General features: G+C 58.7%; 16 protein-coding genes. 6 read left to right on the top strand and 10 right to left on the bottom strand.

What is annotated here, in order from left to right; translation table 11 throughout:
- Positions 1-74 precede the first annotated feature (74 nt).
- From ACR0CG_RS07715 to ACR0CG_RS07705, 3 genes are all read left to right on the top strand, one after another.
- On the top strand, positions 75-908 hold the full coding sequence (locus ACR0CG_RS07715; protein WP_480523877.1) for a ferredoxin--NADP reductase: 834 nt from the start codon (positions 75-77) through the stop codon (positions 906-908).
- A 116-nt stretch (positions 909-1,024) separates the two neighbouring features.
- Entirely contained in the window at positions 1,025-1,615 is a 591-nt protein-coding gene (infC, locus tag ACR0CG_RS07710) for a translation initiation factor IF-3 (protein ID WP_480440513.1), read from the top strand.
- 240 nt (positions 1,616-1,855) lie between these two features.
- On the top strand, positions 1,856-2,965 hold the full coding sequence (locus ACR0CG_RS07705; RefSeq protein WP_480523875.1) for an aromatic ring-hydroxylating oxygenase subunit alpha: 1,110 nt from the start codon (positions 1,856-1,858) through the stop codon (positions 2,963-2,965).
- Between the two features lie 16 nt (positions 2,966-2,981).
- On the opposite strand, the gene ACR0CG_RS07700 is transcribed toward ACR0CG_RS07705, so the two are convergent.
- Both ACR0CG_RS07700 and ACR0CG_RS07695 read right to left on the bottom strand, forming a co-directional pair.
- Positions 2,982-4,304, bottom strand: a complete 1,323-nt coding sequence (locus ACR0CG_RS07700; protein WP_480523873.1) for an aspartate aminotransferase family protein — start codon at positions 4,302-4,304, stop codon at positions 2,982-2,984.
- The gene (locus ACR0CG_RS07695; protein ID WP_480523872.1) at positions 4,301-5,071 is read right to left on the bottom strand and encodes a beta-keto acid cleavage family enzyme; all 771 of its coding nucleotides are present in this window, start codon (positions 5,069-5,071) and stop codon (positions 4,301-4,303) included. Before ACR0CG_RS07695 ends, ACR0CG_RS07700 begins: the two co-directional genes overlap by 4 nt.
- 97 nt (positions 5,072-5,168) lie before the next feature.
- Between ACR0CG_RS07695 and ACR0CG_RS07690 the strand changes: the two genes are divergently transcribed.
- Positions 5,169-6,080, top strand: a complete 912-nt coding sequence (locus ACR0CG_RS07690) for a MurR/RpiR family transcriptional regulator (protein WP_480523871.1) — start codon at positions 5,169-5,171, stop codon at positions 6,078-6,080.
- 31 nt (positions 6,081-6,111) lie between these two features.
- Here ACR0CG_RS07690 and ACR0CG_RS07685 read toward each other — a convergent pair whose 3' ends face one another.
- The 5 genes from ACR0CG_RS07685 to ACR0CG_RS07665 all read right to left on the bottom strand — a co-directional run bounded on the left by ACR0CG_RS07685 (position 6,112) and on the right by ACR0CG_RS07665 (position 12,017).
- Positions 6,112-6,903 carry an FAD binding domain-containing protein gene (locus ACR0CG_RS07685; RefSeq protein WP_170616769.1) on the bottom strand — a complete coding sequence of 264 codons (792 nt, stop codon included), beginning with the start codon at positions 6,901-6,903 and terminating at the stop codon, positions 6,112-6,114.
- Positions 6,904-6,998: 95 nt separating this feature from the next.
- Positions 6,999-9,359: a xanthine dehydrogenase family protein molybdopterin-binding subunit gene (locus ACR0CG_RS07680; protein ID WP_480523870.1), complete on the bottom strand. Its 2,361-nt coding sequence runs from the start codon at positions 9,357-9,359 to the stop codon at positions 6,999-7,001.
- A gap of 54 nt (positions 9,360-9,413) precedes the next feature.
- Positions 9,414-9,899 carry a (2Fe-2S)-binding protein gene (locus ACR0CG_RS07675; RefSeq protein ID WP_480523869.1) on the bottom strand — a complete coding sequence of 162 codons (486 nt, stop codon included), beginning with the start codon at positions 9,897-9,899 and terminating at the stop codon, positions 9,414-9,416.
- Between the two features lie 151 nt (positions 9,900-10,050).
- Positions 10,051-11,052 carry a molybdopterin-binding protein gene (locus tag ACR0CG_RS07670; RefSeq protein WP_480523868.1) on the bottom strand — a complete coding sequence of 334 codons (1,002 nt, stop codon included), beginning with the start codon at positions 11,050-11,052 and terminating at the stop codon, positions 10,051-10,053.
- Entirely contained in the window at positions 11,049-12,017 is a 969-nt protein-coding gene (locus ACR0CG_RS07665) for an XdhC family protein (RefSeq protein WP_480523867.1), read from the bottom strand. Before ACR0CG_RS07665 ends, ACR0CG_RS07670 begins: the two co-directional genes overlap by 4 nt.
- Before the next feature lie 241 nt (positions 12,018-12,258).
- On the opposite strand from ACR0CG_RS07665, the gene ACR0CG_RS07660 reads away from it, so the two are divergent.
- Complete coding sequence (locus tag ACR0CG_RS07660; protein ID WP_480523866.1) at positions 12,259-12,759, top strand: hypothetical protein; 501 nt, start codon at positions 12,259-12,261, stop codon at positions 12,757-12,759.
- Here the strand turns inward: ACR0CG_RS07660 and ACR0CG_RS07655 are convergent.
- Both ACR0CG_RS07655 and ACR0CG_RS07650 read right to left on the bottom strand, forming a co-directional pair.
- Complete coding sequence (locus ACR0CG_RS07655) at positions 12,756-14,018, bottom strand: VWA domain-containing protein (RefSeq protein ID WP_321254934.1); 1,263 nt, start codon at positions 14,016-14,018, stop codon at positions 12,756-12,758. The genes ACR0CG_RS07660 and ACR0CG_RS07655 overlap by 4 nt on opposite strands.
- 58 nt (positions 14,019-14,076) lie before the next feature.
- Positions 14,077-14,985 (bottom strand): AAA family ATPase, encoded by a 909-nt coding sequence (locus tag ACR0CG_RS07650; RefSeq protein ID WP_480523865.1) that lies wholly within the window; start codon positions 14,983-14,985, stop codon positions 14,077-14,079.
- A gap of 133 nt (positions 14,986-15,118) precedes the next feature.
- On the opposite strand from ACR0CG_RS07650, the gene pyrC reads away from it, so the two are divergent.
- On the top strand, positions 15,119-16,156 hold the full coding sequence (pyrC, locus tag ACR0CG_RS07645; RefSeq protein WP_480523863.1) for a dihydroorotase: 1,038 nt from the start codon (positions 15,119-15,121) through the stop codon (positions 16,154-16,156).
- On the opposite strand, the gene ACR0CG_RS07640 is transcribed toward pyrC, so the two are convergent.
- Positions 16,153-17,448, bottom strand: coding sequence for an MmgE/PrpD family protein (locus tag ACR0CG_RS07640; protein ID WP_480523861.1), 1,296 nt, complete (start codon positions 17,446-17,448; stop codon positions 16,153-16,155). The two genes, pyrC and ACR0CG_RS07640, sit on opposite strands and share 4 nt — an antisense overlap.
- Between the last annotated feature and the right edge of the window lie 28 nt (positions 17,449-17,476).

The raw sequence follows: 17,476 nt of genomic DNA, 5'->3' as shown, positions 1-17,476 counted from the left end.
CAATCTGTCCCCTTTTCCTGACTTGGATCAACGATTAAACGGAGATGTCGGTTTAGCAGACCGGCAGGTAAACGATGACAGAGATGAAGCCCGTGAGCGAAGTAACTGCCGTAAAGGCCCCCGTCCTACCGGACGCGCAAACAGTAATTGACGTGAAACACTGGACCGACAGCCTGTTTTCTTTCAAGGTGTCGCGCCCTGCCTCGCTGCGGTTCCGTTCGGGCGAATTCGTGATGATCGGGTTGTTGGGCGATAACGGAAAGCCGCTGCTGCGCGCCTATTCCATCGCCTCGCCTTCGTGGGCCGAGGAACTCGAGTTCTACTCGATCAAGGTGCAGGACGGTCCGCTGACCTCGAAGCTGCAACACATCAAACCCGGCGACCAGATCATCCTTCGCCCCAAGCCCGTTGGTACCCTGGTGCACGACGCGCTGCTGCCCGGCAAACGCCTGTGGTTCTTTGCCACCGGCACCGGTTTCGCGCCCTTCGCTTCGCTGCTGCGCGAGCCGCAGACCTATGAGGATTATGATGAGGTCATCATCACGCACACCTGCCGTGAAGTGGCTGAACTGGAGTACGGCCGCCAGCTGATCGAAAGCATCCGCCAGGACGAACTGCTGGCCGAACTGATCGGCGAAGGTTTTGCAGACAAGATCCGCTACTACCCGACCACCACCCGGGAAGAGAGCCCCAAGATGGGCCGCATCACCAACCTGCTGAAAGACGGCACCGTATTTGCCGATCTGGGCATCGATGGCGGAATCAAACCCGAAACCGACCGCGCGATGGTTTGCGGCAGCCTGGCTTTCAACCTCGATATCAAGGAAATTCTGGAAGAGTTCGGACTGCGCGAAGGCGCAAATTCCGACCCCAAGGAATTCGTCATCGAAAAAGCCTTTGTCGGCTGATCTTTGGAGCTGGCCGGGTAATTGACAACCCGGCCAGCTCAATCCCGCCAACAAAGGCGGGTTTTTCGTGTTTTCCGGCCTTTATGCTGCTTGAAACGCCTTTCGCACCGGTCTAAATTCCGGTCTCGAAATTCTGCAATCATCAAAGGAATGAACCCATAGCCCGCAGACCCCACAACGCGCCGCCGCAGAGAGACACCGGACCGCGCGTCAATGAAAAGATCCGTGCCCCTGAAATCCGCCTGATTGGCGCTGACGGTGATAACGTAGGGGTGGTTCATCCCGCCAAAGCTATGCAGATGGCCGCTGATGCCGGACTTGATCTGGTCGAGATCTCGCCCAATGCCAATCCTCCGGTTTGCAAAATCATGGATTTCGGCAAGTTCAAGTACGAACAGCAGAAACGCGAAAGCGAAGCCCGCAAGAAGCAGAAAATCATCGAGGTGAAAGAGGTCAAGTTCCGGCCCAACACCGACACGCATGATTACGACGTCAAGATGAAGAACGTCGTCAAGTTTCTGGAAAAGGGCGACAAGGTCAAAGTCACCTTGCGCTTCCGTGGCCGTGAGATGGCGCACCAGAACCTGGGTCGCGAGCTGTTGGAGCGTGTTGCCGAAGATATCAAGGAAATCGGCAAGGTCGAGAACATGCCGAAGATGGAAGGCCGTCAGATGATCATGATGATCGGCCCGCTTCCGCAGAAATAAGCCCTGCAAATAACCAATTTCAAACCCTGTCAGAGTTGCTCTGGCAGGGTTTTTTTGTTCACCGAAAATTCAATCCTCGCGATTTGTACACACCTGTCCCCGTCCGCAAATCTTAAAGGCCGGAAGGCGACAATAGGTCGATTTCAGGCACTCTGATTTCGACGGCGCGCTGGCGCAAACTGGAATGCGCGGAATCGCGATGCGGTTAAGCGTGAGATGCCGGATAAAGGGGAGGCAACGATGGGTGAAATGTCATTCGCTGGCGGCGTTTATCAATCTCTGCCGACGCAGGCCTATTGCGATGAGGCTGTTTTTTCCCACGAACGCACCCGGATATTCAGGCGGTCCTGGCATTTGGTAGGCCATGTGACCGACATCCCCAACTTCGGTGACTATGTTGTCGAAGACATCAGCGGCGTCTCAGTGATCGTGATTCGGGGCCAGGACAGCGAAATCCGAGCCTTTTACAACGTCTGCGTTCATCGCGGCCATGAATTGCTGAATGGCAAGGGTTGCACCAAAAAGATGACGTGCCCCTATCACGCATGGACCTATGACACGACCGGACAGTTGCGCGCCGCGCCGAATGCCACCGCGTTTCCGGGCTTTGACAAAAGCCAGTACAAGCTGCGCCCGGTTCAGGTTGAACTGTTCTTCGGACTCATTCTGCTGAACCTGGACCCGGACGCCCGGCCAATGGCCGAACTGGCCGAAAGCGCGCTTGGCGAAATCGCTGAGTACGCGCCCAACCTTCCCAACTATAAACGCGCGGACCGGACGGAACGGTTGGCCAGCGCGAACTGGAAAGTGGTCGCCGAGAATTTCAACGAATGCTATCACTGCGCTGTTGTTCACAAAACTCTGACAACTGGTGTGGTCGATCCGGACCTGTACCGGACGCGCGGCCATGATTACGGCATTCGCCATGCCAGCCCGGCCCGCCCGGACAGTCAGAAATCCTACAGCTATGTCGCCGACCCCGAAGCGCGCACGGACAAGTTCCTGACCTGGTGGTTCTTTCCGCTTTTTGCCCTGCAGGTTTATCCCGGTGGGATTGTGAACACCTATCGCTGGACCCCGGTCAGCGTGAACAAAACCAAGATCGAAGTTGACTGGTGGTTGCCCGAATCCGAACCCAACGCCGTTGAACAAGAGATCATCCTGCAACACCGCAACACCACTTTTGCCGAAGATGGCCCGATTGTGGATTCGGTTCAAAAAGGGTGGGAAAGTGGCGCGATCGGGTTTGGGGCACTGGTGGTCGATGACGCGTGTTCATCGCAATCAGAACACCCGATCATGGCGTTCAATGCGCATTACCAGAGGGCCATGGAAGGCACGGCCCTCTGAGAATTCTCTGACTTGATCAGGCCGGAAGCGAAACCTCGATGGCTTTGCTTAGTTTTGCGACCAGTTCATCAATCTGCTCGTCCTCGATGATAAAGGGCGGTGCCAGCAGGACGTGGTCACCTTTCCTGCCGTCGCGCGTTCCGGACATCGGGTAACAGATCAGCCCTTCGGCCAAAGCGGCCTTCTTGATCTTTCCCGCAACACCCAGCGCAGGGTCAAAGGGCGTTCGGCTTTCCCGATCGGCCACCAGTTCCACCCCGCGGAACAACCCCCGGCCGCGGATATCGCCAACATTCGGATGTTGTCCAAACGCAGCCTCGAGCGCTGATTGCAGCTTTTCACCCATCACGCCAGCTCGGGTCGGCAAATCGCGGTTAGTCAGCTCCCTTACAACAGCCAAGGCAGCAGCCGTCGCAACCGGGTGCCCGATATAGGTGTGTCCGTGCTGGAAGAAACCGGACCCATCCCGGATCGCATCATAAACTGCACCGGAACACAGCATCGCACCGATCGGCTGATACCCCGCGCCCAGACCCTTGGCGATGCACAGGATGTCCGGCGCCACCCCATCATGGTTGCAGGCAAACAGATGCCCTGTCCGGCCCATGCCACACATCACTTCGTCCAGAATCAACAACACGCCATACTTGTCGCAGATCTCGCGAATGCGTTTAAAATACCCCTCAACCGCAGGAACTGCACCCAATGTCGCGCCAACAACCGGTTCTGCCATGAAAGCCATAACGGTATCGGGACCAAGCCGCAGAATCTCGGCTTCCAACTCATTGGCGACGCGCTGACCATAGTCAAAGCTACTCTCTCCATCGGGCTTTTCCGCATATTCGAAACAGGGCGCGATATGGGTCATCTCGATCAGCATCGGCGCGAACTGCGCCCGCCGCCACGCGTTTCCACCTGCCGACAACGCACCCAGAGTGTTGCCGTGATAGCTCTGCCGTCTAGCGATCACATGCCGGCGTTCCGGCTGACCGATTTCAAGATAATACTGGCGCGCCAGCTTGATCGCGGCTTCGGTGGCCTCAGACCCCCCGGAAACGAAGTACACCCTGTCCAGATCACCCGGCGCGTGTTCGATGAGCAAATCCGCCAATTCCTCTGCCGGTTCCGAGGTCATGAAGCCTGTATGGGCAAAGGCGATCTTTTCAACCTGTTCCTGTACCGCCTTGATCACGGCCGGGTTGGAGTGCCCCAGACAGGAAACCGCCGCATCCCCGCAATCCAGATAGCGCCGTCCGTCAGCGTCAATCAGGTAACACCCATCAGCGCCTGCTGCGACCGGCAGTTCGGCCTTGGTGTGACGTGGAAATACATGGCTCATATCAAAATCCTCTCAATTTTTGCGACCAGCGCTGCTACCGATGCCGCATTGTCTGTCCATGTTCGACCTTGTGCGTCGGTCAGGCTGTTTTCGAAACCAACCCGCACATCACCGCCTCGCTTTGCGGCTTCGGCAAGGCACATATGTTCCTGTTTCCCAAAGGCACAGATCATCCACGGCGCCGGATTTTGCGGGAAACCATCAATATCTTCAGGTGTCGATTCCCCACCTGTTGTGTAGCGGCCCAGAACCAGCAGGCGATCCGCCTGCTCTTGTCGCACAATCCCTTTGTCCCGCCACTGATCCAGCAAAGCCGCATCTTCTGCATCATAAAGGATGTGCTGAACCCGTGTACCCTGTTCGGCACAAAGTCCATATAGCCGTGCCGCAAGCTCCGGCGCACGGGCAGTTTCACGGACGGAAATCGAAGCCCAGCCAGGGTTGACCTGCTTCACACATTCAAACTGCGCCGCGACATCAAAAACGCCCGCGGCCTCGGTTGTGATCTGAATGTCCATCTCCGGCACAGTGCGGCTCAACTCGGCAATCGCTTCTCGGTATCGCCCAGCATCCAAAGAATGGGCACCTTGATCGTCACGGACATGCAAATGCAGCCCCTGGGCACCAGCATCAAAACAGGATCGGGCGGTGGCCGATATTTCATCCAGCGAAACAGGCAGCTTGGGATGATCATTGTGACCGCGCCGCGCGCCATTGGGCGCGACCATTACGTAAGGTCTGATTGTTTCATTTTCCGGACGTTGCATTCCCTGCTCCAACCCCAGCCGCGTTCCTGCACCCCATTTACCTGTTGACCGCGTGTTTTCAACTTGCCATTTTCATAACATATGTTTTTCTAATGATATGCCGGAATCTCCAACCCAACTGACCAACCGCCTTCGCCGCACCATCGATGACCTGCCGACACAGCTTCAGGCAGCCGCAAAATACATTATCGATCATCCGGCAGATTTCGGTATCGACCCGGTTCGAGTTACCGCCCAAAAGATCGGCGTCAGTTCCAACGTTTTGGTCCGATTGGCACAGAGGCTGGGCTTTGACGGGTTTGACGCCTTTCGTCAGCCATTTCGGCACGCTCTGGCCACAGACCGAGAGGAACAGCTGGGACAGGACTGGCTGTCCAGCCTCAGACAAGAAGGGCAATTCGCTACGGCTCAATCCCAATTCGCACGGAATGAGTTGAACGTCGTCACCCGCTCGTTGCGGCAGATAGACCCCAAGAAAATGCAGATGGCCACGAAAATCATATCTAATGCAAAGCGTTGCTTTGTGACGGCCACACGGTCCAGCCATGCACTGGCTTCTTATTTTTGCTACGCCGGACGCATGGCACAACCCGGAATGCAGCTTATCCCTCGGCAAATGGGCTCCGCGATTGATGATCTGATCGAAGGGGACACGCAGGATTGTCTGTTCGCGATAACCGTCCAACCTTATTCAGCGGACACGATTCAGGCCATGCGGTATGCCCGCGACATGGGAATGAAGATCATACTTTTGTCGGACAGTGACGTCATCGCCCCGGGCGTCAAACCCGACGTTGTACTTGCAGTTAGCACCCGATCCCTGCACCACTTCTCAAGCTTTTCGGGCGCAATGGCCGTTCTGGAATGCTTGCTTGGTCATCTCTTTGACGCCGGCGGCGACGCCGCACGAATTCGCGTGGAAGAATATCAAAGGGCTCGTGAGGAAACCGGCGCTTACTGGCGCCCTTCAAAACCGCCCAGAGTGCGTCAAAAGAACAGCCCCCGGTAAACCCGGGGCCTGCCCCTGTTCATTGCGCTGTTTACATCGTCGCTTCGACAGCCCGTCTGGTCATCACGTTCACCAGATGTGCGCGATACTCCTTGCTGCCATGCAAGTCCCCAATCATGTTCGCGGGGTTGACCCTCAGGTCCATCAACGCATCCGGCCGGAACTCTTTGTTCAGGGCCTGCTCAGCCTCACCCCATCGAAACACGCCATCTTCGCTGGCCCCGGTTACGGCAACCCGAACACCGTCAGCGAAACGGGCAAGAAACACACCCACCAACGCAAAACGCGACGCCGGTTGCAGAAACTTCTGGTAACTCGCCGCCTGCGGCACCGGAAAACGGACAGACGTAATGATTTCACCTTCATCCAGCGCAGTGGTGAACATACCCTGAAAAAAGTCATCTGCCGCAATCTGGCGTGTATTGGTAACGATGGTCGCACCTGATCCCAGAACACCCGCAGGATAACAGGCTGCAGGATCATTGTTTGCAACCGACCCGCCAATTGTGCCGCGGTTGCGCACTGCCGGATCACCGATCTGACCAGCCAGCGCCGCCAGTGCCGGGTACGACCCCGCCGCATCACGCGCCACCGAGGCATGAGTCGTCGCCCCTCCGATCGCAACCGAGCCATCGTCTTCAATGCAAACACCCTTCATCTCGGCAATTCCGCTCAGGGATACCAGGGATGATGGCGCGGCCAGTCGCTGTTTCAGCGTCGGGATTAGGGTCTGCCCTCCTCCCAACGCCTGTGCATCCTCGGCCGCCAATGCGGCAACCGCATCGGCTATGGTCGAGGGTTTTTCAAACTCGAAACTGTACATTTCGCTTTTCCTTTCCGAAGGGCGTTTCCCGGCCCTTCATCTTTTTGGAAATACTCCGGGGGTCCGGGGGCTGGCCCCCGGTCCACCCTCTCAACTCAGCCGTTCATAGCTGCCCAGACGCGCGACGGGCTGACCGGCATATCGATGTGGTCCACCGCCTTGCCGCCCGAATTCAGCGCATCCAGCACCGCATTGACAACTGCCGGCGGCGATCCGATCGCGCCCGCTTCGCCACAGCCCTTCACACCCAATGGGTTATGCGTACACGGCGTCTGGCTGGAATGGTCGACACCATAGAATGGCACATCGTCGGCACGCGGCATCGCGTAATCCATGAAGGACGCACTCAGCAACTGGCCATTCTCGTCATAGGCGCAGTTCTCCAGCAGGGCCTGACCGATGCCCTGACCGATACCGCCATGGACCTGGCCGTCAACGATCATCGGATTGACGATGTTCCCAAAATCATCCGCAGCCGTGAATTTCTCGATGCTGACCTGACCTGTGTCCGGATCTACCTCGACCTCACAGGCATAAGCACCTGCCGGGAAGGTGAAATTGGCAGGGTCATAGAAGGCGGTTTCCTCAAGCCCCGGCTCGACCTCCAGCGGATAGTTGTGCGGGACATATGCCGTCAGAGTCACATCCCCCCACGCCACCGACTTGTCGGTGCCCGCGACACTGAACTGACCATCCTTCAGCTCGATATCGGCCTCGGACGCTTCAAGCAGATGTGCAGCGATCTTTTTCGCCTTATCGATCACCTTCTCGGTCGCCTTGACCATGGCCGACCCACAGACCGCAAGCGAACGTGAGCCGTAGGTGCCCATCCCGAACGGGATCTTGGACGTATCCCCATGCACGATCTCGACCATCGACTCGTCGATGCCGATCATGTCCGCCACGACCTGCGGGAAGGCGGTTTCATGCCCCTGCCCGTGGCTGTGCGCACCGACCATGACGCTGATCGACCCGGTCGCGTTCACGCGCACCGTCGCAGCGTCATAGAGACCCGCCCTGGCCCCTAGCATCCCAACGATGTTCGAAGGCGCAATGCCACAGGCCTCGATATAGCAGTTGATGCCAAGACCTCGTAGCTTGCCTTTGGCCTCACTCGCCGACCGACGTGCAGCAAAGCCCGCCAGATCGGCAGCGGCCTCAAGCTTGTCCATCGTCCCGTTGTAGTTTCCAGTGTCATAAGTCAGCGCCACCGGCGTGTCATAGGGGAACTGAGTGATGAAGTTCTGACGGCGCAGTGCAATCGGATCGACGCCCAACTCACGTGCGGCCTTGTCCACGACACGCTCCAACTGGAAGGTCGCCTCGGGGCGGCCTGCGCCGCGATAGGCATCCACCGGCACCGTGTTGGTGAACATCGCTTTCACGTTTACCTGAATGACCGGCGTCTTGTAGTTGCCCGCCATCAGCGTGCCGTGCAGCCAGGTCGGAACCGAACTGGAGAAGGTCGACAGATACGCGCCCAGATTGGCATAGGTGTTTGTCCGCAGGCCGACAAAGTTGTTGTCCGCATCCAGCGCCAGTTCGATCTTGCTGACGTGATCCCGACCCTGCGCATCCGACATGAATGCCTCGGACCGGCTGGCCGTCCACTTGACCGGACGCCCACAGGCTTTTGCCGCAAAGGTACAGAACGCTTCCTCGGCATAGTGGAAGATCTTGGTGCCGAAGCCGCCACCCACATCCGGGGCCACCACGCGGACCTTGTGTTCGGGCAGACCCAGAACAAAGGCGCACATCAGCAGGCGGATCACGTGCGGGTTCTGCGACGTCGTGTAAAGTGTATACTCTTCGGTCGCGCGGCTGTACTCGGCCACGGCCACGCGCGGCTCCATCGGGTTGGCGACCAGACGGTTGTTCACCAAATCCAGCGTCGTCACGTGGGCTGCGTTGGCGAAGACATCGTTTACCTTGGCGTCGTCCGCTTCGCCCAGCTGCCAGTCATAGCAGATGTTGTTCTTCAGGTCGTCATGAACCAGCGTCGCGCCATCTTGCGCGGCGGCCTTCATATCCATGACGGCTGGCAGTTCCTCGATATCTACGTCGATTGCCTCGGCCGCGTCGCGCGCCTGTTCAAGGCTGTCGGCCACAACGGCGGCGATAGGATCGCCAACGTGACGCACTTTGCCCTGCGCCAGAATGGGGTGCGGCGGCTCCTGCATGGGTGCGCCGTGTTTGTCGGTGACTTCCCAGCCGCAGGGCATCCCGCCCACGCCTTCGAAGTCCTTACCAGTAAACACTTTGACCACACCTGGCATGGCTTCCGCCGCAGATGTGTCTATGGATTTGATCCGGCCATGTGCGATGTCGGACCGCAGAAAATGTACATAGGCCTGACCACGTACGTTGATGTCGTCGGTGTAATTGCCCGCTCCGGTCAGAAAGCGCACGTCCTCGCGCCGCTTGGAACTGGCTCCGATGCCACTGTCTTTGGGCATTGCTTGTTCTCCTCCCTGGGAAAGAATTTTCGCTGAAAATTCTTTGCGACCGCTTTATTCGGCGGCGATGCTGGAAACGTCCTGGCCCGATGCGGCCATGATCGCCTTGACGATGTTGTGATACCCGGTGCAGCGGCACAGGTTGCCTTCCAGATATTTCCGGATCTCGGCCTCGGTCGGACGCGGGTTATCTTTCAGCAGCGCAGCGGCACTCATCACCATGCCGGGCGTGCAAAAGCCGCACTGAAGGCCATGGTGATCCTGGAATGCCTGCTGGATCACGTTCAGCAAACCGTCCGGGTTGGCCTGCCCCTCAATCGTGCCGACGTCGGCACCGTCCGCCTCAAGCGCCAGCATGTTGCAGGATTTCACCGCGTCCCCGTTCACGTGAACGACGCACGCGCCGCACTGCGCGGTGTCGCAACCAACATGTGTCCCGGTCAGCGACAGGTGATCGCGCAGAAAGCTGGACAACAAGGTCCGGCCTTCGACATCACCGCTCACGGGTTTTCCGTTCACGGTCATTGAGACCTGTGTCATAAGTTCCTCCCATTTCGTTTTTTTGCTTGTGCCGAGTTAAACACGGGAATTTTCGTTTGAGAACAAAAATCTTTGGCAGGAGCACGAACAGGGGGATTGGCCAAACACAACATCTTAGCCCGCAATGGCGACCGGGCAAAATGCCCCCACGTCACACCTTCTTTCTGGCCCGGGGCTGCGGTCTTGTCGGAATTTCCTTGAGCAATCCGCCAACCCCCATCCCGGCGATATCCGCACTGGTGACCGGGATGCCGCAGGCCACGCGGGACAACACCCAGTCGGCCCCGTTCAAGGCAGGCGCACGCGCACATCCCGGCAGTCCAATGACGGGACGATCCGACAAGCTGCCAAGAAACAGCAGGTTGCCGGGATCGACCGGCATACCAAACCTGTCTACCTGACCCCCAGCCGAGCGCACGGCTTCGGGGGCCACATCGGCGGGATCCGATGTCGCAGACCCTGTCAGAATCATCACGATATCCTCTTGCATGGCGGCAATGGCTTCGGCCAGATCTGGCGTTCGATGCGGCACGATGCGGATATCGTTCAACTCCATCCCAAGCGCTTCGACACGCCCACGCATCGAAGCAATGCCCTTTTCATTCGGTGGACCGCCGGGAATGTCGGTCACGATCAATCCGGCTGTCCGGTGGACAGGTGTGGCCAGCCGGATCGAGTTCTCGGCCAGTCGCGATGCCCGCAAGACGTCACCTCCGGGAACCGCATACGAGATCACCTTGATCGTTGCGACCATCCCACCGGCTTCCATCTGCTGGTGCTGGGGGACAGTGGCGACCGTTATCATTGGATTGACCAGATTGAACTGCCGCAGAGCATCTGTATCCAGAACCACGACGCCGGGCCCGTCCGCCAGCAGGTTGACGCGCCCGGTAAATGGCTGCGTTACCCGGAGACCAGCAGCGGCCGGGTCTGGCGCCAGAGCCTCGGCCAGCATTCGGGCGGCTTCGTCCTCCTGGCAATCCCCGGGTTCCAGCCGGGCCACGATAACCTCGGAATGGCCGGCTTGTGTCAGTTGTTCAAGGTGTTCACGCGACAGGATCACGCCTTTACGCAGTTTGGTTGTGCCAGCCTGAACCGAGTGCGCAAGTACCGCCCCTTCTGCTTCGGGCACCTGGACCGGTCCGAATTTCACGCCTTGCCCCGCAATACGGCGGTCATTTGCGCCAGTATGGCAACCGCTATTTCCGAAGGATCCGCAGCGCCGATATCCAATCCGATCGGACCGTAGATCCTGGCAATCTGCGCATTTGCAAAACCAGCCTGCTTCATCCGGTCCACTCGTTTGGCGTGTGTGCGTGTGGAACCAAGTGCGCCTATATAGAACACATCAGCCTGCAACGCGGCCTGCAACGCCGGATCATCCAGTTTGGGATCGTGGGTCAGCAAAACCACTGCGGTCCGCGCATCCAGCCCCAGTTGAGCGACCGCCTCGTCTGGCCATTCCGTCAGAATGGTTTCACCGGGAAACCGCGCGCTGGATGCGAAGGCTTCTCGCGGATCAATGATTGCAGGATCATACCCGGCGATCCGCGCCATTGGCACAAGCGCCTGCGCAATGTGGACCGCACCCACGATGATCAGCCGCAGCGGAGGGTTGTGGACAGCCACAAAGGTCTTGCCGTCCGCTTCAAAACCGGACCGGTCCATGCGGAGCCTCTCGTGATACGCGTTCCGGCGTAAAGCCCGGTGCCCCGTGTCGATATTGACTTCATACGCGACGGCTTCACGCCCTGCGCGCGCCGCAACCAGATCGGTCAGCATGTTTTTCGTCAGAACCGTGCCGACAGGCTCGACCAGAACACGTATCGTGCCGCCACAGGCCAGACCGACGGCAAAAGCGTCCTCGTCGCTGACACCGAATTCCAGCAGGCGCGCCTCGCCTTCATCGATGGCTTCCATTGCTTCGACGATTACGGCACCCTCGACACATCCACCGGAGACCGACCCTTCGATCCGGCCATCTCCCCCGATCACAAGCTGCGATCCGACCCGGCGCGGTGCACTGCCCCAGGTATCGACGACGGTCGCCAGGGCCGCGCCACGGCCCTTGCGGAACCAGTTCAGTGCTGTCTCCGGGCTATTGTCGAATCGATCCATCGAAACCTCCTGGCGTTTCCCGTTCCAACATAGGCAGGTTTGCTGCAATGAAAAGTCAGCCCTGCGGCGAGGTCAGCAAGAAACCCATGGCTGGAAGACAAACGGATCCTTGGGGCAACCTGAAGGCTTCATCATATTCAAAAAACCCTAGGATTGATTGTTTTGGGCGCAGGTTTTAGCCTGACCCCGCATCTGGCAAGCTGCCTGATGCTCTGCCACTTTTTTTGAATCGGAGAGAAAATTGAAACGTATTCTTTCACTGGGGACCGCATTGGGGCTGATGGCCTCGACTGCTGTATGGGCTGATACATTCGAACGGTATGGAGAAGTCGAGGGCTGGAAAGTCTTTGTGGACAAGGAAAAGAAGTCCTGTCTGATTGAAGCCGTGGACAGCGCTGAAAACGTGGTTCAGATGGGGCTGACCGAAGACCGCGGGATTGGCTACGTCGGCATATTCACCAAGGAAAAAACCGATATCAAACGCGGTGAAAAAGGTGCGGTCGCAATCATGCTGGGTGACAACCTGTATGTCGGCGAAGGTACTGGCATGAAAGGGAACATCACCAAGGGTTATTCCGGTGGCTATGTCCTGTCGGACAACCCGCAATTCGCCGACGATCTGGCCAAACAGAAGGTCATGGTCGTTTTTCCGGAAAAGGAATTCGCCTTTACCGTCGATCTGACGGGCACCTACAAAGCCATGGAAATGGCACGAGAGTGCAATGAAAAGCAGCTAGGCTAAGACTGCTCTGAAAGCGCGGTCATCAGCCGCGCTTTCTCGCCGTTGTCGTCGGTCCGCGATATGACCTGGGCCAGTTCCTCAAGCGAAGCGATGGAATGACCTGCCCGAAAGCTGTCGACATGGGGCAGCATGGCCGCAATTCCCTTGGCCTTGGGTGCAAAGCCATCCCATCGCAGCAGGGGGTTCAGCCAGATCAGGCGTCTTGCAGAGAGATGCAGCCTCTCAATTTCCTTCGCCAGTGCATCCGGCTCACCGCGATCCAGCCCGTCTGAGATCAGCAGAACCACCGCGCCCTGCCCCATGACCCGTCTGGACCAGTCCCGATTGAAAGCGTGAAGGCATTCCCCGATACGGGTTCCTCCTTCCCAGTCCTGCGCCTCGGCCCCGGCGGCGGCCAGCGCTGCATCGACATCGCGCTGATGCAGGTGTCTGGTGATATTCGTCAGTCGGGTTCCGAAAGTGAAAGCATGAACCCTGGCCCAGCCCGCGCCGCGCGCATTCGAGACGGTGTGCAGAAAATGCAGGATGATCCGGCTGTATTGACTCATCGAGCCCGATATATCGCAAAGAACGACAAGGTTGGGCCAGCGCGGTCTGGGCCGTTGCCGGGCGATGTCCCGCATGTCCCCACCCTGCCGCATCGCGGCCCGCAAGGTTCGGGCCCGGTCGATACGATGACCCAGATGGCTGACTTGACCACGGCGTGAAGCAATGGGTTTGACCGGCAGAGACAAGCGCGACAGCATCCGTTTGGCCTGTGCGATTTCGTCGGTGCTCATCTGTTCGAAATCCAGATTTCGCAGTCGTTCTTCGGACGACGCGGTCTGAGAGGCATCAATGTCGAGTTCGGTTTCCTCACCCTGATCCTCGACTTCCGGCAGATCCTTTTCGACACCATCCAGCAGAGCCTCGGCTGCCCGCTTTTCGGCTGCATCCGCTTTGCGCTCCTCCTGAACACCGCGAATGGCCGGCAGCATCATGGACATCATGTGTTCGAGATAGCGTGGATCCCGCCAATACAGGCGAAACACCTGTGCAAACACGGTGCGGTGTTCCGGACGACTGACGAAACAGGCGTGGAGGGTCCAGTAGAAATCCTGCTTGCGGGTAAAACCGGCGGCTTCAACGGCGCGGATGGCATCAATGACGCGGCCGGTTCCTATCGGCAACCCGGCCTTGCGCAGAGCGCGGGCAAAATGGGTGATATTCTGCGCCAGTTTGGGATCATCGGGAATGTCGATCGGCAGTTGCTCGGCCATCACAATGCATGGGGGCGCTGCCCCCATACCCCCGGAGTATTTCGGAAAAGATGAAGCATCACGCCGGTTCGAGTGAGGCTTTGGCCTGATCCAGAATGCGTTTCGCCTCGGACCCCTGCAGTTTCTGGATATCGTCCTGGTATTTCAGGATTGCGCCCAGTGTGTCGCCGATCACTTCGGGGCTGAGATTGATGACATCCAGCGCCAACAGGCACTTGGCCCAGTCGATCGTTTCGGCGACGCCGGGCTTCTTGAACAGGTCCTCGGTCCGCAGATGCTGGACAAAGGCCACAATTTCACGACTGAGGGCGTCAGCAGCCTCGGGCGCGCGGGCATGCAGGATTTCGATTTCACGGTCGAAATCCGGATAGTCGACCCAATGATACAGGCACCGTCGTTTGAGCGCGTCGTGGACCTCGCGCGTTCGGTTCGACGTGACGATCACAATTGGAGGTTCCGGCGCTTTGATCGTACCGAGCTCCGGGATCGTCACCTGAAAATCACTGAGAGCTTCCAGCAGAAAGGCTTCGAATGGCTCGTCCGTACGGTCCAGTTCGTCAATCAGAAGTACAGGCGCGCCGCCTTCATCGGGTTGCATGGCCTGCAGCAAGGGGCGTTCCACGAGGTAGTCTTTGGAAAACAGTTCGGCCTGCAGGGCGGATCTGTCGGCAGCACCTGCCGCTTCGGCTGTCCGGATTGCTAGCATTTGCGCAGGAAAGTTCCACTCGTAAACGGCCGACGCGGCATCCAGCCCCTCGTAGCACTGCAACCGGATGAGCCGCCGCCCCAGACCGGAAGCCAGCGCCTTGGCGATCTCGGTTTTGCCGACCCCGGCCTCGCCTTCCAGAAACAGCGGGCGACCCAGTTTGAGAGACAGAAACACAACGGTCGCCAGAGACCGGCCGCAGACGTATCCCTGCGCGCCCAACATCTTCTGAACCGCATCAATGGATTGGGGGTGGTTCATCAGCCGATCTCCTTTCGCACACAAGGGCATGGTGCCGGTCTTGCGTCAACCCCACGGGTCTTTCTGGACTTACTGCGATCAGATGGTTCGACAAGGTCTTTCACGATTGCGACCCTTGTGCTAGCCGGGGCACATGACCGACAGCATCACGATCCGCCGCCCCGACGACTGGCATCTGCATCTGCGCGATGGCGCCATGTTGCAGGCCGTTCTGCCCGAAACAGCACGCCACTTTGCGCGAGCCATCATCATGCCGAACCTTGTGCCCCCTGTTGTCACCGGCGCACAGGCTGCAGCCTATCGGGAGCGTATTCTGGCCGCGCTGCCGGAAGGAATGAGTTTCGAGCCGCTGATGACGTTGTATCTGACCGAAGATACGGACCCGGATGATCTTGCCGCCGCCCATGCCAGCGGCCTGATCAAGGCTGTCAAGCTGTACCCGGCAGGCGCGACGACGAACTCGGCCTCGGGCGTGCGCGATTTCGACAAGGTCCGCCCTTTACTGGAAAAAATGGCGAGCATCGGTTTGCCGCTTTGTGTGCATGGCGAAGTAACCGATGCCGACATCGATATTTTCGACCGTGAGGCCGTGTTCATCGACCGCGTTCTGGATCCGATCCGTAGGGCGACGCGCGAACTGCGTGTTGTGATGGAGCATATTACGACGAAAGACGGCGTCGATTATGTCAAATCGAATGAGGCCGGACTGGGTGCAACGATTACGGCGCATCACCTGATCATCAATCGCAACCACATTCTGGTTGGCGGGATCAAACCTCATTATTATTGTCTTCCTGTCGCAAAACGGGAAGAACACCGCCTTGCATTGCTGGCCGCAGCGACCTCGGGCGATGCGCGGTATTTCCTGGGCACGGACAGCGCGCCGCATACGGATGCTAACAAGGAAATGGCCTGCGGCTGCGCCGGGTGTTTCACGGCGACAAACACCATGTCGCTGCTGGCGGAAATGTTCGAGCGTGAAGACGCGCTGGACAAGCTGGAAGGGTTTGCCTCGCTCAACGGTCCGGCATTCTATGGCTTGCCTGTGAATGAGGACAGCCTCACCCTGACGAAAGGCGACGCGGTGACCTACCCGTCCAAAATTGAGACAGGGGATGGCCCTGTGACCGTGTTCGACCCGGGCTTCCCGCTGCACTGGCGGGTTGATTAACCGTCAGGATTGATGGGCAGTTCGCGGGCGCGGCCCCCGGTGCGCAGCATCGACCAGATCGCGTCCGCGTCTTCGTGTCCGATAAGTTTGGCCGCCTTGCCGCGGACCCGGTCTTCGCGGTCCGACAGAGCCATGGGCGTCAGCAGATCATGGGTCGCCTCACGACGAACGCCATCGCGGCGCAGAAGAGATATCTGCGCTTGCGTTTCAGACAGGCTGTCATCGGCATCGACTGAAATCCGGTCTCGCAGGGACACGATGCGCGGGTCGGCGCAGGTTTTGGCCGAATAGCTTTCCGGCAATGCGGTATCGAATCCCAGCGCCTGCATCGCAATCACCGTTCGATAGGAAAACTTGGCACCCAATCCGGTGTCCGGCGACATCTGGTTACACACGCTCATCCAGCGCGGGTGCGTCTTGATCTTGATCTCGGCCACTTCGGGTTCCGCGATGTCAAGGTCACGCGCCGCTTCCAGCGCCGCGTGCAACCCGTGGCAGCAGGCATGGAACTTGTGGCTGACGGACTCGAACAGCCATTCATGGCCCAAACCATCGAGTGCAGAGACGATGTCGCCCTCTCCGTGATGAGTGGCGCCAAACCCGTACTGCCCTTCAAGCGCGGTGGAGTTCGGTTCAAACCCGCGCTGAACAAGCAGCGCCGCCTCGACACCGGCAGATGATGCCATACCGGCGTTATATGGCTTACCCATGGTTCCAAACTGCGCCTTAAGCCCGGCGGCGCGTGTCGCAGTAAGCCCCAGTGCTCTTTCCATTTGCCCGGCCTCGAAACCCAATATCCGCCCGGCGGCAACGGCCGCGCCAAACGCGCCCGCCGTTGCGGTCTGGTGAAACCCAGCTTGATAATGACCGCGTCCCAGCCACAGCCCGATGCGGATGGAGACCTCCATACCGACCAGCGCGGCCTCAAGAAGGTCAACGACAATACGGTCGTCCCATTCTGCCAAGGCCAACGCAGCAGGCAAAACCGCTACCGAGGGGTGTCCGATATGGGCAAAATGCGTGTCGTCGTAATCCAGCGCATGTGAGACCGCACCGTTGACCAACGCGGCCGCGCGCAAGGGCGCCGAACCGCCGCCGAACAAGCGGGCCTGTTGTAGGCCGGCCTCGGCCAGAACCATTGCGCGGACGGTTTTCGACACAGGTTCGTCCGCGCCCGCCCGCCCTACCGCGATCCAGTCGAGCACGGACAGGGATGTTACGATCCGGGTCTGGGATGAGGTCGAAACGGGGCCAGCGGCGAAAGCGGCAATCTTGGTAGTGAAATCAGTCATGAGCGCAGTCTAGCGTGCGCCCGTCTCC

This window comes from Ruegeria sp. AB8, from assembly GCF_056542605.1.
The sequence above is the reverse complement of the archived record's forward strand: the minus strand, read 5'-3'. Positions and strand labels throughout refer to the sequence as shown.

Excerpts from the sequence above, each read along its gene's own strand:
- ACR0CG_RS07715 (WP_480523877.1), top strand. The coding sequence starts at position 75 with ATGACAGAGATGAAGCCCGTGAGCGAAGTAACTGCCGTAAAGGCCCCC.
- ACR0CG_RS07705 (WP_480523875.1), top strand. The coding sequence starts at position 1,856 with ATGGGTGAAATGTCATTCGCTGGCGGCGTTTATCAATCTCTGCCGACG.
- ACR0CG_RS07700 (WP_480523873.1), bottom strand. The coding sequence starts at position 4,304 with ATGAGCCATGTATTTCCACGTCACACCAAGGCCGAACTGCCGGTCGCA.
- ACR0CG_RS07695 (WP_480523872.1), bottom strand. The coding sequence starts at position 5,071 with ATGCAACGTCCGGAAAATGAAACAATCAGACCTTACGTAATGGTCGCG.
- ACR0CG_RS07690 (WP_480523871.1), top strand. The coding sequence starts at position 5,169 with ATGCCGGAATCTCCAACCCAACTGACCAACCGCCTTCGCCGCACCATC.
- ACR0CG_RS07685 (WP_170616769.1), bottom strand. The coding sequence starts at position 6,903 with ATGTACAGTTTCGAGTTTGAAAAACCCTCGACCATAGCCGATGCGGTT.
- ACR0CG_RS07680 (WP_480523870.1), bottom strand. The coding sequence starts at position 9,359 with ATGCCCAAAGACAGTGGCATCGGAGCCAGTTCCAAGCGGCGCGAGGAC.
- ACR0CG_RS07675 (WP_480523869.1), bottom strand. The coding sequence starts at position 9,899 with ATGACACAGGTCTCAATGACCGTGAACGGAAAACCCGTGAGCGGTGAT.
- ACR0CG_RS07665 (WP_480523867.1), bottom strand. The coding sequence starts at position 12,017 with ATGGATCGATTCGACAATAGCCCGGAGACAGCACTGAACTGGTTCCGC.
- ACR0CG_RS07655 (WP_321254934.1), bottom strand. The coding sequence starts at position 14,018 with ATGGCCGAGCAACTGCCGATCGACATTCCCGATGATCCCAAACTGGCG.
- ACR0CG_RS07650 (WP_480523865.1), bottom strand. The coding sequence starts at position 14,985 with ATGAACCACCCCCAATCCATTGATGCGGTTCAGAAGATGTTGGGCGCG.
- pyrC (WP_480523863.1), top strand. The coding sequence starts at position 15,119 with ATGACCGACAGCATCACGATCCGCCGCCCCGACGACTGGCATCTGCAT.
- ACR0CG_RS07640 (WP_480523861.1), bottom strand. The coding sequence starts at position 17,448 with ATGACTGATTTCACTACCAAGATTGCCGCTTTCGCCGCTGGCCCCGTT.